This is a genomic window from Aeromonas molluscorum 848 (assembly GCF_000388115.1).
GTDB classification, from domain to species: Bacteria; Pseudomonadota; Gammaproteobacteria; order Enterobacterales; family Aeromonadaceae; genus Aeromonas; species Aeromonas molluscorum.
In genome coordinates this window covers 1-15820 of the sequence record NZ_AQGQ01000093.1, presented here as the reverse complement: position 1 = coordinate 15820, position 15820 = coordinate 1, and the positions used below count along the sequence as shown (strand labels likewise).

11 protein-coding genes are annotated in these 15820 nt (G+C 54.2%); all 11 read left to right on the top strand.

Annotation, left to right across the window (positions count from 1 at the left end; translation table 11 throughout):
- The first annotated feature begins 155 nt into the window (after window positions 1-155).
- The 11 genes from G113_RS21080 to G113_RS12835 all read left to right on the top strand — a co-directional run bounded on the left by G113_RS21080 (window position 156) and on the right by G113_RS12835 (window position 15780).
- Window positions 156-1295 carry a hypothetical protein gene (locus tag G113_RS21080; protein WP_005903550.1) on the top strand — a complete coding sequence of 380 codons (1140 nt, stop codon included), beginning with the start codon at window positions 156-158 and terminating at the stop codon, window positions 1293-1295.
- Window positions 1296-1360: 65 nt separating this feature from the next.
- Entirely contained in the window at window positions 1361-2851 is a 1491-nt protein-coding gene (locus G113_RS20595; protein WP_005903548.1) for an SrfA family protein, read from the top strand.
- An 18-nt stretch (window positions 2852-2869) separates the two neighbouring features.
- Window positions 2870-5938: a virulence factor SrfB gene (locus G113_RS12870; protein ID WP_005903546.1), complete on the top strand. Its 3069-nt coding sequence runs from the start codon at window positions 2870-2872 to the stop codon at window positions 5936-5938.
- Window positions 5935-8637, top strand: coding sequence for a virulence factor SrfC family protein (locus G113_RS12865; RefSeq protein WP_005903544.1), 2703 nt, complete (start codon window positions 5935-5937; stop codon window positions 8635-8637). The genes G113_RS12870 and G113_RS12865 overlap by 4 nt, the downstream gene beginning before the upstream one ends.
- 5 nt (window positions 8638-8642) lie before the next feature.
- Window positions 8643-9707 carry a hypothetical protein gene (locus G113_RS12860; protein WP_005903542.1) on the top strand — a complete coding sequence of 355 codons (1065 nt, stop codon included), beginning with the start codon at window positions 8643-8645 and terminating at the stop codon, window positions 9705-9707.
- Complete coding sequence (locus G113_RS12855; RefSeq protein ID WP_201765012.1) at window positions 9704-11677, top strand: vWA domain-containing protein; 1974 nt, start codon at window positions 9704-9706, stop codon at window positions 11675-11677. Before G113_RS12860 ends, G113_RS12855 begins: the two co-directional genes overlap by 4 nt.
- Window positions 11677-12387, top strand: coding sequence for an ABC transporter ATP-binding protein (locus G113_RS12850; RefSeq protein ID WP_005903538.1), 711 nt, complete (start codon window positions 11677-11679; stop codon window positions 12385-12387). Before G113_RS12855 ends, G113_RS12850 begins: the two co-directional genes overlap by 1 nt.
- The gene (locus tag G113_RS21630) at window positions 12374-12787 is read left to right on the top strand and encodes a hypothetical protein (RefSeq protein WP_201765010.1); all 414 of its coding nucleotides are present in this window, start codon (window positions 12374-12376) and stop codon (window positions 12785-12787) included. Before G113_RS12850 ends, G113_RS21630 begins: the two co-directional genes overlap by 14 nt.
- On the top strand, window positions 12784-13590 hold the full coding sequence (locus G113_RS12845) for an ABC transporter permease (RefSeq protein ID WP_201765009.1): 807 nt from the start codon (window positions 12784-12786) through the stop codon (window positions 13588-13590). The genes G113_RS21630 and G113_RS12845 overlap by 4 nt, the downstream gene beginning before the upstream one ends.
- Window positions 13580-15124: a formylglycine-generating enzyme family protein gene (locus tag G113_RS12840; RefSeq protein WP_005903536.1), complete on the top strand. Its 1545-nt coding sequence runs from the start codon at window positions 13580-13582 to the stop codon at window positions 15122-15124. The genes G113_RS12845 and G113_RS12840 overlap by 11 nt, the downstream gene beginning before the upstream one ends.
- Before the next feature lie 143 nt (window positions 15125-15267).
- Window positions 15268-15780, top strand: a complete 513-nt coding sequence (locus G113_RS12835) for a hypothetical protein (RefSeq protein ID WP_236611771.1) — start codon at window positions 15268-15270, stop codon at window positions 15778-15780.
- Window positions 15781-15820 lie beyond the last annotated feature (40 nt).

The following is a 15820-nucleotide window of genomic DNA, read 5'->3' as shown; positions in this document are numbered from 1 at the left end:
AGAGGAGGCTGCGCTCCTTGAAGCCAAGGTTAAAGAGCTGAATCAAAGTCTGGGTTATTAGAGCTGATTTTTTCGACCTAGCTTAAGGCCATCTTGGCAGCAGAGTGTTTGTTAGCAAGCACTCTTTAGCGCGCTTTTGGATATGAAGTCTCTTTATGCAGCGAATAATATCGGATTTTCCGATTGACGAAAATGCGCTCGAAAATTATGAGCAGAGCCTTGCAGTACTCTGCCGTTATTTTCCTCCCCTTATTACCAGCCTGTTTGCGACGGCGCGTCGTAGCCGCGATGGTAATCTGGAGTGGTGGAGCGAGCGTGAAGGGCAACCCATACTGCTGAATGCGCTCCCTGCTACAGAACAAGCCATGCTGCAGGAGAAATGTTTGCTTCGCCAAGAGGCGATCCGTCAACTGGCAGAAGAGCTGGCTCGCCGTGGTGAGCCAGTTCCTGCCGAGCGACTGCATAACTTGCTCAAGCAGACACCACAACTCACGTGCTACGGCATCAATGGTGAGCCGGTGTTGGTTCACTGGGGGATCCCGCAACAGCCTGCAGACCCAATTCTGCTAGAAGAACCCACCCCGAGGCTTCATAAGGGGCACTGGATTACCGCCAGGCATCATGGCTGTCTGGCTGCGATATTATTGGCGCTGCTACTAGGGATCCTGCTGCTGCGTTGCTGGCCTACGTTATTCCCAGTTGATCTCCCCTCTGGCGGTAAGCGGCTAACCGAGTTGACCAAAGAACAGCCCAACGTCAGCCTAGTCAAGCAACACGATTATGGCCGTATTCGGGTCAATCTCAATTGGACTAACCCTAACCCAGACAATGCGATTGATCTGGATGTCGCTGCTTTTGTTCGGCTGAAAAATCAGAAAAAAACCGGGGTTGAAGCGCTCAGTCGTCTGTTTGGTGATTATGACAACGTGCCTTATGTGGCGTTGGAGGGAGATGATCGTAGTGGGGACAACAGTCATGGGGAGTGGTTGCTAATTAACGGTTCTCATTGGCAGCAGCTCGATGAGGTGCTGATTTATGCCTTCATCTATAGCGGTGCTTCCAATTGGCAAAATACTCAGGCCACCATCACCATCCATATTCCCGGTCAACCACCCATTACGACTCGTTTGACCGAAGGGGGTGAAAATATGCCCGTTAGTGTCATCGCTCGGTTAATCAATGTTGATGGTGCGATCAAAGTTGAACGGATAAACCAGTATTTTGACGATCGAGAGAGCATCGATAAGGCATTTGGATGGGGGCTAGAGTGGCATTCAACCAAGGGTAAAGGTTGAGCTGTCCTGCTGGCACAAGGGCGGAGTCTCGCAATAACATAATTAGATTTTTTGAGGGTTTATAGATGCAGGATTCCATCCAGGGTCCATTACTACGCAGTGGTCATAATTCCGCGTTTAAGGCGCTCGGTGAGACGGGTTTCCCTGTCTACCGTATGGCTTCCCAATTACGGGAGACCATTCGTCGTCTGGATACGGGGCACGATCTTGCACGCCATTTGGCAATTCCGCAAAACCATCAAGGGGGGGATAGAACCGACTGGTACAGTAGTTTTGCGGGAGATGTGATCCCATGGAACAGTGCCACTGAGTTTGAGCGAGCTGCTGCTTACTCGCAGCTTGAATCCTTTAAGCTAGCTGTGCTGGCACTGAGCGAGCAGCTGCTGACCACTGATAACAAGGACAGAGGTGGCGACAAACGGGTCTTTGCCAGTTTGCTCAAACAGGTAGTCAATTTTCCGGATCAGGATTTTGTCTATCTGGTGGATGGGGTATTGGTAATCACGTTTTGGGGATTTGTGCACGATAACGACGAACAACGTGACCCGATGCACTGGCTAAAGCCTGTGAGCCCGAGCTTGACTATGCCGGGAGTAGCCGCGAGTGCCCCCGTCGCAGAGCTTGCCCCTGCGTGTGAGATAGTGCCAACAACAGGCGCGGTGCCGGCAATCCCCATGTATGCCCAGCCGGTAACACCGACAATCCAGAGCGCGAGTTGGTGGAGTCGCTGGCGTTGGAGTTGGTTGTTCTGGCCGCTGTTGTTGCTGGCTCTGTTGGCATTATTGCTGTTTGGTTTGCGATCCTGTGCCCCCAGCTTTTCGCTGCCAGGCGTATCATCGATGGGCTTGCCAATACTCAGGGATAGTGCAGTAGCTGTACCCTCATCAGGGCAAGCGCTGCCCGAGGCGCATGGTCCTGCTGATGTGGCAGCGACAGTACCTAGTCGAGCATCAGAGCCGCATACCACGGTGGACAGCGCCGCTTTAGCGTCAGGCGATCCGCTTACGCCTCCACCAGCCCCCTTGGCTAGCGGTGAGGAGCCTGTGTCAGCAAGCCCCCCGCAAGCTTCGATGCCGGGCGCAGCTGCAGACCTAGAGCCGCCCACATTACCGCCAGCAAGTCCCCCTAGCACTGATGTCGCACCGAGTAATAGCACTCCGCAAGATCCGGTACCTCAAGGTAAGGAGCTGACGATACCGCCGACCATTGCCAATGGGCCCGCCCAGTTTTTAGACGGTGACTGGAAAGTTAACGGGGGTATTCAGGACACCCAGACCGGCAAGCCTTTGCAACTGCAATACAGCTTCAAAGAGGGTAAAGGCCAAGTTAGCTTGCGCCAGTCCAATGGGGTTGTGTGTCGGGGCGCGGCTAGCGGCGTAATGAAAGACGGCCAATTGAGTATTAATAATCTGGGGCAAGCGCGGTGTGCAGATGGATCCAGCTATATGATCCCTCAAATCGAATGTAAGCCAGGAACGGACAATGGTACCGATTGCGTGGGCCGCAATGAGGGTGAGCAGCAGTTCCCCATCAAGATGCGCCAGAAAAATCCCTAAGGGCAGGAAGAGATAATCATGTTGCCAGAAATAAAACCATTTGATCGTCAGGTCACCCTGGTGGGTGATTCCGGAATCCAGTTTATGGATTTCGGTCTGACGCTGGGGCGCGAGCAGGCAGGTGAGTTTGTTGAGCTGGCCAGCGGCGTGCTCACTCGTCTGCTGTACAACGAAGAGAAGGATTTCCATTTCTTCCAGCCAGGGCCCGACGCCATCGAAAAGGCGCGCGCGAAGTATGATATCGCACTTAAGAGCAGTCTCGAGTTGCTAGACGGGATCTGGCTACCGCTGCCGCTGTTCCGGTTTAATTCTCCCCATTTCTACAACGAGGGACCGATCAACTGGGCACGTTTTCGGTTGGTCAAACTGCAAGAGCCGGACTTGGATGGCCATACCCATCGTCTGACTCTGGCTTTTGATACCCGGATCATGGCCAAGTTGCACGGCTCAGCCGATCTGGGGCCCAATCAAGAAGATGTCAGTGCAGGGGCCACCTTCCAACTTGCCACCTCGACCTATGCCCTTGGTTGGTATTTGACCCAGCCTTGGCTAAAAGAGTGGCTGCTTGAGGTCTTTAATGATGCAAGCCAAGGGCGTGATAGAGAGGAACGGGATAGCGAGATACAGCAACAATACCCAGTTGCACATTACCTTAATCTGCTCTCCTTGTTGGCGAAGCCGGTCGCTGATCAGCAAAGCAAAGAGCCGCCAAGGGTCGAGATCCCGCAATTTCGGATCATCGCTAACGGCGAGACCAATGCCATCAAGCCGATCCCGGTGGATCTGGTACTCGATGTGGGTAACTCTCGTACCTGCGGCATTTTGATTGAGGATCATGGTCAGTCCGGTTCTGGCCTGATGCACAACTATGTATTGCAACTGCGGGATCTAAACGCCCCTGAACAGGTATATAGCCAGCCCTTCGAGAGTCGCATCGAATTTTCTCAGGCCTTCTTTGGTAAGGATCACTGCTCGGTTCGCAGTGGGCGCCATGATGCATTTCAATGGCCGACCATAGCCCGGATCGGCAATGAGGCTGGCCGTTTGGCCAGCCGCCGTCGCGGCAGTGAAGGGTCGACAGGTCTATCTAGCCCGAAGCGCTACCTGTGGGATGAAAAATTCTATGGCCAGGGTTGGCGCTTCAACTCGGCTTATCAGCAGCACGATACCCATTCGCTGGCAACGGCGGCCCCTTTTGCGAACCTTATCAATGAAAAAGGGGAAGCGCTGCACACCATAGAGGATGAGATGGATCGCATCCCGGTGTTTACGCCCCGCTACTCGCGCAGTGCCCTGATGACCTTTATGCTGGCAGAGGTATTGACCCAGGCGCTGACCCAGATCAACAGCCCGGCGCAGCGAACTCGCCAGGGGCATGCAGGTATTCCGCGTCAGTTGCGCAATATCATTCTCACTGTGCCGCCCGGCATGCCGATGGCCGAACGCTGTATTCTTGATGAACGGATGCACCAGGCCGTGGGGTTGGTGTGGAAGGCGCTGCGCTGGCATCAGGGGGAACAAGACCCTTATCTTCGCCAGGAAGATGGGGATGTACAGGATAATATCCAAGTGCCATTGCCCCGCGTCCGAGTGGAGTGGGATGAGGCCTCCTGTGCTCAGCTGGTCTATCTCTATACCGAGATAAACCAGAACTTTGCCGGTCATCCGGAGGAGTTTTTTGCCGTGCTGGGCCGCCCCGATAGAAAGAACCGTGAGAGTATTACCCTAGCCTCCATCGATATTGGGGGCGGCACCACGGATCTGGTCATCACCGATTATGCTCTCGATCGCAGCGGGCAACAGGGGGCTGGTGTCAATGCCCATATCGTGCCACAGCAGCGCTTTCGCGACAGTTTCAAGATAGCGGGGGACGATGTGCTGCTCGATGTTATCCAGCTGTTGGTGCTGCCTGCGCTGGAAACCTCGTTCAAACAGAGTGGTGTTGGCTCGGTTGATACCCTCATGTCGCAGCTTTGTGGTGCCAATAACGTGAGCGCGGCGGAAGCTGTGCTGCGCCAGCAACTCAACTTACAGGTATTTGTCCCGATAGCCCTTGATTTACTGGGTCGCTATGAACAGTACGATCCGCAGGGCTTGGGTGCGAACGTGAGCGAGAGCCTGCGTTATGGCGACTTGGTGCCAGCCAATAACATCAGTGCGGCGGTCGAGGCGTTTGTACAGCGGGAGGTGCAAAAAGCGGGCGGCGGCAGTGACTTCAAGCTGCGCGAGGTGCCCATTACCTTCAATGTGGCACAAGTGCATCAGGCTCTGCTGTCTGGTCGTTTCAACATCTGCAAGGTGTTGACCGCGTTGTGTGAGGTGATGGCTAACTACCATTGCGACATGCTGCTGTTAACCGGGCGCCCCTCCTTGCTACCGGGAATTCAGGCCTTCATTCGGATGTGTCTGCCATTACCACCGGGACGCATTTTGCCGCTACATGGTTACCATACTGGCACTTGGTATCCGTTCCACAAGAATGGTCAAATTGATGATCCAAAGAGTACTGCCTCGGTGGGGGCCATGATCACCTTGCTGTGTGCCAATCACAGTATTCCTAACTTCCATTTCCGTACAGCAGCGCTCAAGCCTTACTCCACCATTCGCCATATGGGGATCATCGATCTGCAAAATATCATTCGCGATCACGATGTGACCTACCGTGATATTCAGTCGTTCGAGGGCCAGATCCGGTTGCCTAAGGTTGGTAGTGAAGATACGGATACCCCAGTCTGGATCATGCGCGGTGACTTGCGTCTAGGATATCGCCAGCTTGATGCTGAACGCTGGACCGCCGCCCCCTTCTATACCTTGCGTTTCAGTGATGAGGGTCGAGCCAAATATACCCAGGCTAAGTCTTTGGATGGCAGCTCACCCTATCTGGAGGTCAAGCTGGCCATCGGCAAGGATAACCGGGCTAGGGCATTGGGGCTTATCAGTGACAAGCTGATAGTCAGTGAAGTAGGTAGCAATACTGACAAAACATTTAATAAGCGGGATCTGGAGCTGGAGCTCAACACTATGCCAGATGCCGGACTCATAGATAGCAGACACTGGTTAGATAGCGGGAGTGTAAAACAACAATGAAGCCTCAACAGGAGATCTTAAGTCAGGGGTGGGCGACAATCGAGCGCAGCGCCCAAGATGCACTTGGCTGGGTCGATGTAGTGCGCCATGACTCCCACCGGCTCGATAATGAGGCGGATAAGCTTAACCTCAGTTTACATCGGGCTCGCAATGTGGCTCACAGCCTCAAGCGAGTGGCGGGGACCCCCATGACGGTGGGTTTTTTCGGCATTTCCCAAGCGGGTAAATCCTATCTGATATCAGCCTTGGCAGCCGGAGGTAATGGTGCGCTGGAGGGGGGCTATGGGGAGCGTAAGGTTGACTTCATCAAAGAGGTGAACCCTGTGGGCGGCGGCAAAGAGGCTACAGGTCTGGTCACGAGGTTTACTCGTGCCAAAACCGCTGCGCCGGTGAATTACCCCGTGCCCTTACAGCTGTTTAGCGAGATCGACTTAGCCAAGATCCTGGCCAACACCTGGTTCAACGATTTCAACCACGAGCTGCTGAGCTATCAGCTCGATGAGGCGCGTATCGAGGCGCGGTTGCAGCCGTTTGAGCATCGCCCCATCAACCCGGTCGCCAACAATGGTGTCAGCCGTGATGATGTGGTGGCCCTGTGGGACTATTTGAACGGCAGTTTTAGGAAGTCGGTGGAAAAGCTCGAGCATGGCTATTGGCCACGGGTATTACAACTGGCACCCACACTGATGCCCGCTGAGCGGGCAGAGTTGTTCTCCCTGCTATGGGGTGAGCAAACCGAGCTGACTGAGATTTATCGTAACCTGGCAACCAGCCTTGCCAGACTGGGCCATGCCAAGACCGTTTACGCGCCTCTTGATTGCCTGTTGAATCAAGGTAACGGCAGCGTCAGCATCATGAACGTGGACAGTCTCGGCTTGTTGGGTTCAGCCGAGGACAGGACCGTCGAGATCTGTTTCTTGGGGGCGGACGGCCGGCATATGCCAGCCTCGATTGCCCAGGCCCAGCTGGCAGCCCTGACCACCGAGTTGATCTTTCCTATGGTCGAGGGGGCAGCGGGTAGCTTGGTGGAGCAGGTGGATCTACTCGATTTCCCCGGCTACCGAGGTCGCCTCGCAATTAGTAAACTGGAAGAGGCAGCCAGCGCAGGTGGTAGTCCTATTTCTCAGCTGCTGCTACGTGGCAAGGTCGCGTATTTGTTCGAGCGTTATACCGATAATCAGGAGATGAATGCCTTGGTGGTTTGTGCCAGCGCCGCCAAGCAGAGTGATGTGACCAGTGTGGGGCCCGTGCTGACGCGCTGGGTAGAAAAGACCCAGGGCAAGTGTGCCAGTGAGCGGCAGAGTCGCAAACCAGGCTTGTTTTGGGCGTTGACCATGTTTGATATACGGATCAATAGCGGGCTTAACCTGACATCTGCTCAGCTCAAGGAAGGCTGGGATGGCCTGATGCAGCAAACCCTGCTGGAACGTTTTGGCCAATATGAGTGGATCCAGGAGTGGGCTCCGGGGCGCCCATTTAACAACTGTTTCTTGGTACGCAAGCCTAGCATGCCGGTCCCTTTCTTGAGCATAGACGGTGGGCGAGAAGTGGCTGTTGCACCGCAATACGCTGATGTCTTGCAACAGATGGCGACCTCTTTTGTTGCAGGAAAAGGTGTTGCGCAACATTTGGCTGATCCCGAAGCTGCGTGGAGGGCGATGCTGTCGCTCAATGATGGTGGTATGGCCCTGCTTGGACAAGAGCTGAGGGGGGTGGCGCATCTTGAATTCAAGCTTGATCGACTCCAGCAGCAGCTCGACGCCAAGCGAAAAGAGCTGGCGGAGCAACTGCTGGGGCGTTGGTATGAGCAAGATGGTGATGGGCAACTGGCGAAAAAGCGGGAGATAGGCAAGCAGCTTTGGACTGGGCTTGGCGCCCGTGTTAACTCCCTTGGTGAGCTGATTAGCCAGCTAGATCTGCCCTCAGCGGAGCTGAGCAATATCTACCTCAGTATTCGTGAGAATGTCCCCAAGGATGATGGGGGAGAAGCCACCGCAATATCTCCTTATGGCAGTAGCCCTGCCAGCCCATTTGGGCAGACGCCCTTTGGCGCGAGTCCTTTTGATAGCAGCCCCTTTGCGAGTAATCCTTTTGATCAGGCTGATGTCGCCGTGGTGAACACAGCCGCCAAGGCTGAAGAGCGGGTAGGCCAGGATGATGGCTTCGCCCGTGAGGCATTCAAGGCATGGGTCGCTCATTTGCGGGATCTGCCCACCCGGAAAACCCTGCTGGCTCAGCTCGGTATCGAGACCGAATTGATAGACTTGCTTACTGAAGAGTTAGTCACTGCGGCTAACCGTCTGGATCTGGAGGGAACGTTGAAACGAACCCTGGCTGGTCAGGAGCAGGCGGGGGTACGACGAGAACAACAGCTTGCACGGCAAGTGATGAAGGCTCAGCTCACATTGCGCGATTTCGTGGCTTGGTTTGGTTTTTTGGCCATGCCAGCAGAGAAGGTTCCACACAGCTTTGCGGGCACTAAGGGCAAGCTATTTGCCCGTGGTTCAGCAATAGGCCAAAACGAGTTACCTTGCCTGCCTGCCACTCCGCTCAATCCTGCCATGGCGTATTTGGGGGATTGGCTCTCTTCCCTGGTGCTGATCACCCAAGATAACGCGGGCCATAGTGCCACACGGGATATTTCTCACGATCAGAATCAGCGTCTGGGCCAGATCATCCATCAATTAAAACAAGAGTAAGCACCATGCTAGCCAAAATAATTGCTACCGACCCCGCTGTACCGGGTGAAGCCCAACTACTAATCCGGTTGCGGGGCATCTCCGAGCTGGTGGAGGGGCTCGAATTTTCTCTTCTCAATAATCAGCAGAACTATTTGCAAGAGGGGGGGCAGTGGAGCCCTGCACCCCACTGGTTTGGCATCAGCGGCGGTTATCCGCTACAAAGCGGCAGCGGTTTTCGGGTGGGCGCTGCGATTGTAGATCCCTTGCTGGTCAACGCCAGTCCAATTCAGATCAACATCAAGCTGGTTTCTGGTGAAATCCGTCATACCACCTTGCAAGTGGCACGCGAGGCGGTATTCCCCTCCAGCGCCCGAGGAGAGGTGGGTGAATATGGTGGCAGCAGTATCATTAACACCCCCGTGATTGATGCGCCTCCGGTGCCAGATCTAGCTCCTGTTGAGGTACCGGTTGAGATTGAGTCGCCAACCTTCAGCGCGGAACCTGAGGTCGAACCAGCGCCCGTGCCGGTGGCGACGCCATTACCAGCGGCCACTACGGCTGCTTCTAAATCGAAGACTCCGCTGATCCTGGGTGGAGTGGTGCTGTTGCTGCTAATTGGTGCCCTGATCTTCTGGTTTAGCCGCTCAGCAGCTGCACCAGTGACCGATCCTATTGCTGAAACGGCTGTCGAACCTGTGGCGGCAGAACCAGTGGTTAATGAAGCCAGCGGCGAGGCAACGGAGGATGGTTGCAGTACCGCTCATTTGGCAACGAAGAGCGAATTGGAGTTTGTGCAGGCCTGTATTGCACAGCAGCCGCCAACCGATACCTTATTGGCGGTGATCCAAAGCGCCAAGTCAGCCCAGAAATGTGGTGTGGCGCAGCGCCTTTATGCCAACCGTGCGCAAGGGGGAGATAGCAAGGTGGCCCTGGCCTATGCCCGTGAATATGATCCCAAGTTCCACCAGCCGAACGACTGCTTCAAAGAGGCAGATAATGCCACTGCAGCCTATTGGTATGACACAGTACTTCAGGTTGAGCCCGACAATGGCGAGGCCAAACAGCGCTATGAGGAGTTAAGCAAGTGATTGCAACAACCAGGTCATTGCGCGGCGCGGCAGCACTCATACTGCTGTTGGGTGGCGCAGGTGCGGCGGCGACCGAGACGACATCGGAGCATCGTCCATTGTTACAGGAGGGGAAAAAGAGCCTATATCAACGAGTATTGACCACTCCCGGTTGCGAGTTGGTGGCTGAGGCGGGTCAGACGTCTGGGGTGTTGCAACCAGCCTTCAGTAGCTTCTATGTCTATGAGCAGGTCAATGCCAAGGGGGCCGGTTGGGTGAAGGTCGGCCCCGACAGCTATGGCCAGAGTATCGGTTGGTTACCCCAGTCTTGTACTGTGGATTGGAAGATGCAGCTGACTCTGGCTTTCACCAATCCGGCTAACCGGGATCGCCTGCTTTTTTTCAAGGAGAGAGATCAGCTCAACCAGATTCTGGAGGCGGCGGATCCGGTCGCCAAGGTTGCACCGCTGCGCGCTGCGCTGAAGAAGCAGGGCAATGCTGGCGGGGTGCTGGCGCAAGAACCCGAGTACTTTGTTGATCTGCAGCAACAGTTCTATTTGTTACCCATCCTCAGTGGTGAGGAGGTCATGACCGAGGATGGTTTCTACACCCGTTTACTCAATGTAGCCTCGGTTAGCAAGGCCGATGCGGCCACTGTTGAACCCAGTGCCAAGGTAAGCCAGCTCAAGGAGTTCAATGCCGCTGTGGTGTTCGTGGTGGATTCCACCATCTCGATGGGGCCTTATATCGAGCGTACCCGCGAGGCCGTGCGTAAGGTCTATGAACGGATCAACAAGGAAAATCTGGGTCAGCAGGTGAAGTTTGGCATGATCTCCTTTCGCTCCAACGCCAAGGCGGTGCCTGGTCTGGAGTACACCACCCGCATGTATGCCGATCCTAATGAAATCAAAGACGGTGCCGACTTTTTGAAAAAAGTGGCCGATCTCAAACAGGCGACTGTGTCGAGCAAGCTGTTCAATGAGGATGCGTATGCAGGAGTGATGCAGGCGATAGACCAGATAGACTGGAGCCATTTTGGGGCCCGTTATGTGGTGTTGATCACCGATGCAGGGGCGATTGAGGGGGATAACAAGCTATCTACAACAGGATTGGATGCCAAGCAAATCCGCTTGGAAGCTGCCAACCCTGGTGTGGCAATATATACCCTGCACCTGAAAACGGCGGCGGGTAAGAAAGATCACGCCAAAGCTGCGAGCCAATATCAGGAGTTATCGACTTACAGTGGTACCAATACCTCGCTTTACTATCCGGTGAATGCTGGCGATGTAAACGAGTTTGGTGACAAGGTTGATGCATTGGCGACCGCCATCACCGAGCAGGTAAAAGCATCCTACTTTGGCGAACCTGCCATCGGCAGTGCCAGTAACGCCACGGAGGATGATTCGCTCACCCCGGAGCAAAAATTGCTGCAAGATACCGCGCTAATCGGTCATGCCATGCAGCTTTCCTACCTCGGCAAGAAGAGCGGAACGCAGGCTCCCTTGGTGTTCGAGGCTTGGATCAGCGACCGGGATCTGATCAAGCAGAATATCCCGACCACCGAGGTCAGGGTGTTGCTCACCAAGGGCCAGCTTAGTGATCTTAGCGATGTGGTGAAACAGATTTTGGATGCGGCTAATGAAGGAATGATCTCACCGGCCAAGATGTTCGAGCGCTTGCGCTCGGTGGCTGCGACCATGGGGGCTGATCCCAATCAGCTCAAGCAGTTGGATAACACCAGCATCACGGATCTGGGGGTGATGGGGGAATACCTTGCCGATCTGCCTTATCGCAGCGATGTGCTCAATCTGGATGAAGAGACCTGGAAGAGTTGGGATGGGTTGGCACAGGAGAAGTTTATCCGCACCCTGGCGACCAAGTTGCGCCATTACCAGCGTTACAATGCGGATGTCAGTCGCTGGGTGGCGCTGGCCAAGGATAGCGATCCCCGTGATCATGTCTATCCGGTTCCTCTGGAAATGATGCCCTGATGCTTTGTATCGAAACGATGAGCATAGTGCGGGGCAGCGGTGAACAGGCCCACCGGGTCTGTTTGCCCTCACTGAACTTGCCTCTGGGGCAGGTGGTCGCCGTGACAGGGGAAAGTGGCTGCGGCAAGAGCACCCTGCTTGAGGTGATAGGGCTCTTACTCACCCCCAACCGTGTAGGCCGATTCGAGATGGACTTTACTGACTCGACCCCAGCTGTGGTCGATATTGCCCGTTTACTGGCGGACAACGATCAACCCGCATTAGCCGCTATTCGCGCAGCCAAAATAGGCTTTATGTTGCAAAGTGGCGGCTTGCTGCCCTTTTTGACGGTGAGAGACAATATCCGCTTGCCCTGCCAACTGCTAGGCATCGCAGAAGATGAACGGTTACTCACGCGGGCCGTCCAGACCCTCAAGTTAGCTGAATTTCTGCACAAGAAACCGGCACAGCTTTCTATCGGGGAGCGCCAGCGAGTTGCTTTTGTGCGGGCGATAGCGCATCGACCTAAGCTGTTACTGGCCGATGAGCCTACCGCGTCGCTTGATCCCCACACGGCCAGGTTGCTCTTTGCGCTCTTTATCGAGTTAGTTCAAGAGTGGGGCATCGCGGCGCTGGTGGCTTCCCATGATTGGGGGCTAGTCAAGACGTTTGGCTTGCCCTGTCTCAAAGCTAATTTGACGCGGGGAGAAACTCATTTTGCGCTCTCCTAAAAGCGGACTACTGCTGCGCTTGGCCATGCAAGATCTTTGGCATGATCGTTCGGTATCGTTTTGTATTATCTCCTCGCTGGTGGCCGTCATCGCCCCTTTGCTCCTGATGTTTGGGCTGCGTTATGGAGTGGTGAGCCAGTTGCAGCAGGAGCTTGCGAGAGATCCACGCAATCTGGAGATCCGCATGGTGAGTAGTGGCCATTATTCAGCAGAATGGATCGCTGCCTTGCGGCAAAAATCGGAGGTAGGTTTTGCCATCGGACAAACCCGATCTCTCAATACCCAAGCCGATTTGCTGAAAGATATGAGCCATTTCATTGAAAATGCAGAGGTGATCCCGACCGATTTTGGTGACCCGCTGCTTGGGGCATTGCAGTTGGGGGGGGGGGAGTGGATGTGATCCTCAGTGCTGAGGCCTCGCGCCGCTTGGCCGTTCGTGAGGGTGATACTATCCGCTTGCGCGTCATGCGCCAGCTAGATACTCGGCGCGAATGGGGAGAGCGCACCCTGACCGTGGGGGCGATTCTGGCACCCACTTATTTCAACCGTCCCGCCCTGTTCGTGCAGCAGCCCTTGCTCTTGGCGCTGGAGTCATTTCGTGATGGCTATCGTATCCCTATGCTGGGGATCAGCACAGGTCAGCCATTAACGGGTAAACCCCCGATGTTTGCCCGCGCCCGCCTTTATGCAAACAGCATTGACCAGGTGGCGGCGCTTGATCTTTGGCTCAAGCAGCAACGCATCGAGACCGTGAGCCGGTTGGCCGATATCGAGAACATAAAAAGTATCAACCGAGTACTTAGCCTTATCTTCAACGTCATTGCTGGCACCGCGTTGATTGGTTGTATTGCCTCCTTGGTCGGTGCCTTCCTCGCGAACGTGGATCGTAAACGCAAGCACATAGCGGTATTGCGCTTACTGGGTTTCACCAGCCCGGCGGTGGGTCTCTATATCATCTTGCAGGGTGTGATTCTGACGCTGCTTGCCTATGGGGGCGGCATTTTGCTCTATCTGAGCGGCAGTGCACTGTTTAATCGGACGCTGGCTAGTAGCCAGAGTACCGAGCAGATGATCTGCCGGATCACCCCATTTCACAGCTTACTGGCTCTGATCCTGGCCCTGACGGTGGCCATTCTGGTGGCCATTATTGGCGCGCGACGAGCCATTGCCATTCAACCTGCGGAGAGTCTGCGTGAACTCTAAGAAGACCTTATCCCGGCTCATCATCATGGGATGTGCCCTGTCCAGCGGTAATGCATTTGCTGAGCCATGGCCAGAGAAAAATTACAATCCCAAACCCGATGCAGAAGATGTGATCCTGCCGATGCCATGCGAGGGGTCCATGGCCTTTCGGCGAGTGCAGGTGCCAGTCAGCGGCCCGCTGGAAGACTTACCAATTCAGGTAGGTCAAGATGGCGGCGACTGGGGCTTTGTCGAGCACACTCATCCTGCTTTCATTGCCGGTAGTTTCACTCAGTCAGCTAAGGAGCAGGGCCGCTATTACCTGATGGCTAAATATGAGCTGACCCAGCTGCAATATCAGGCACTTACCGCAGATACCTGCCCCACACCATCGAAGAAGCTTAGCCTGCCGGTGAGCGCCATAAGCTGGTTTGATGGGGTCGCGGCAACCGATAAATACAATCTCTGGTTGCGACAGCATGCTGCTGACCAGATTCCTAAAGAGGATGGTAAAGCGGGGTTTGTACGCCTGCCGACCGAAATCGAGTGGGAATTTGCCGCTCGTGGCGGGCTCAAGGTCAACAGCGCCGAGTTTCGTGATATTCGTTATCCAATGAATGACCTTAAAGAACATGAATGGTTTGCCGGAGCTCAGTCAGCCAATGGTCGTTTGCAACTGGTGGGGCTGCTTGCTCCTAACCCGTTGGGCTTGCACGACATGTTGGGCAACGTGGATGAGATGATGTTCGAACCCTTCTATCTCAACAAGCTCGATCGTCAGCATGGTCAGGCAGGTGGTTATGTGGTGCGCGGAGGTAACTATCTCACCGAGCAGGCCACCTTGCGCAGTGCGGCCCGCAAAGAGGTGAGTTACTACGACGATGATCGCCACTTTACCAGCAAGAGTACCGGGCTACGGTTGGTGCTGGTTTCCCCCACTATGACCTCGACTCAGCGTGTCAAGAGTATCGAGAGCAGCTGGCGGCAACTGGGAGAAAACAAACCGGCAGGGGAGGCCAGTGATAAGAAGGATGCGGTCAGCGAGCTGAGCACGCTGGCCTCCGGGGTTGACGATGAGGCGCTCAAGCAGAAACTGAAAAACCTGGAAGGCCAGCTCAGAGCTAGCAACCAAAAGCAGCAGGAAGAGCGTGCACAGTCGATTCGCGCCAGCCTTAACCTCGGTGCCTTTCTTTGCACCAAGTTACAAGATGATGGCAAGTTCTTGGATTTTCTTAGCTCCAACTATGAGCTGCTCTGCAGTGATAAAGCAGATCAAAACTGCGCAGCTCGCAAGACCAAACTGGATGAGCAAAAAGAGCGACTCAGCCAGCTTACGGGCTATTACGCCAGTGGCTTGGTTGAGTCTGCATCCATATATGGTGAGAGCCCAATTAAAGAGCAAGTATCAGTTTTTAATCAAATGCTGACAATTAACAAAAAGCTGAATGGACTTAGACCATTTCTTGCAACTCACTGGGCAAACCAGCAGCGTTATCTACAAAATGGAAAAATTGATGCAGCGATGTGGTTGGAAAACTGTAAGAAGTTGCAATGACTTAATTGAATTTAAAAATGCTTAGCCTATTTAACCAATAGTGAGGTCATGTTCTGAATTCCAATATCTATGAGTCCCTATGCGAAGGGGTCATTACGCCCCTAAAGGTGAACAGGGATTACCCAAAACCAATGGAGAAAATCATGACCCACTTTTTGACCCAAATATTACGCGTGGCTTTATTGAGTATTCTATTGACCTGTTCGGTGGCTACCTTCGCTGTTGATGGTACTTTGGAGATTGAGACAAAGGTGCCTGCAACTTTGAGCGGAAAGCTGAGCTACGCCAGCATGAAGTTCTGGGTGGAAGTATCAGGGAAAGATGTTGTTGAACTATGGTTCAACGATGAGGATTACACTGCTCTAATGGAACTTGTGGGAACTCCAGTGGCATTTGATGGCTCTATGGTGACTTACACCAATGGTAGTGTCTATTTTCAGCCCAAGCTGGCGAAAGCATCGGCGGGATTTACTGTACGCAAAAATGACGAGGTGAACTTCGATGTGCTGCTCAATGGTGAGCTACTGACTCATCACGACAGTTATACCGGTGTTGATGTGGCCCACCAGTTCGCAATACCCGATGGTCAGGTCGCGCTGATTGAGCTGTTCAGCGGTGGCGTTGGTTGGTTATCCAGCGTTCGACCTTTCCAGTAATCTCAGAAAAATGTGGATTTTGGATAATGAACACCTAAGG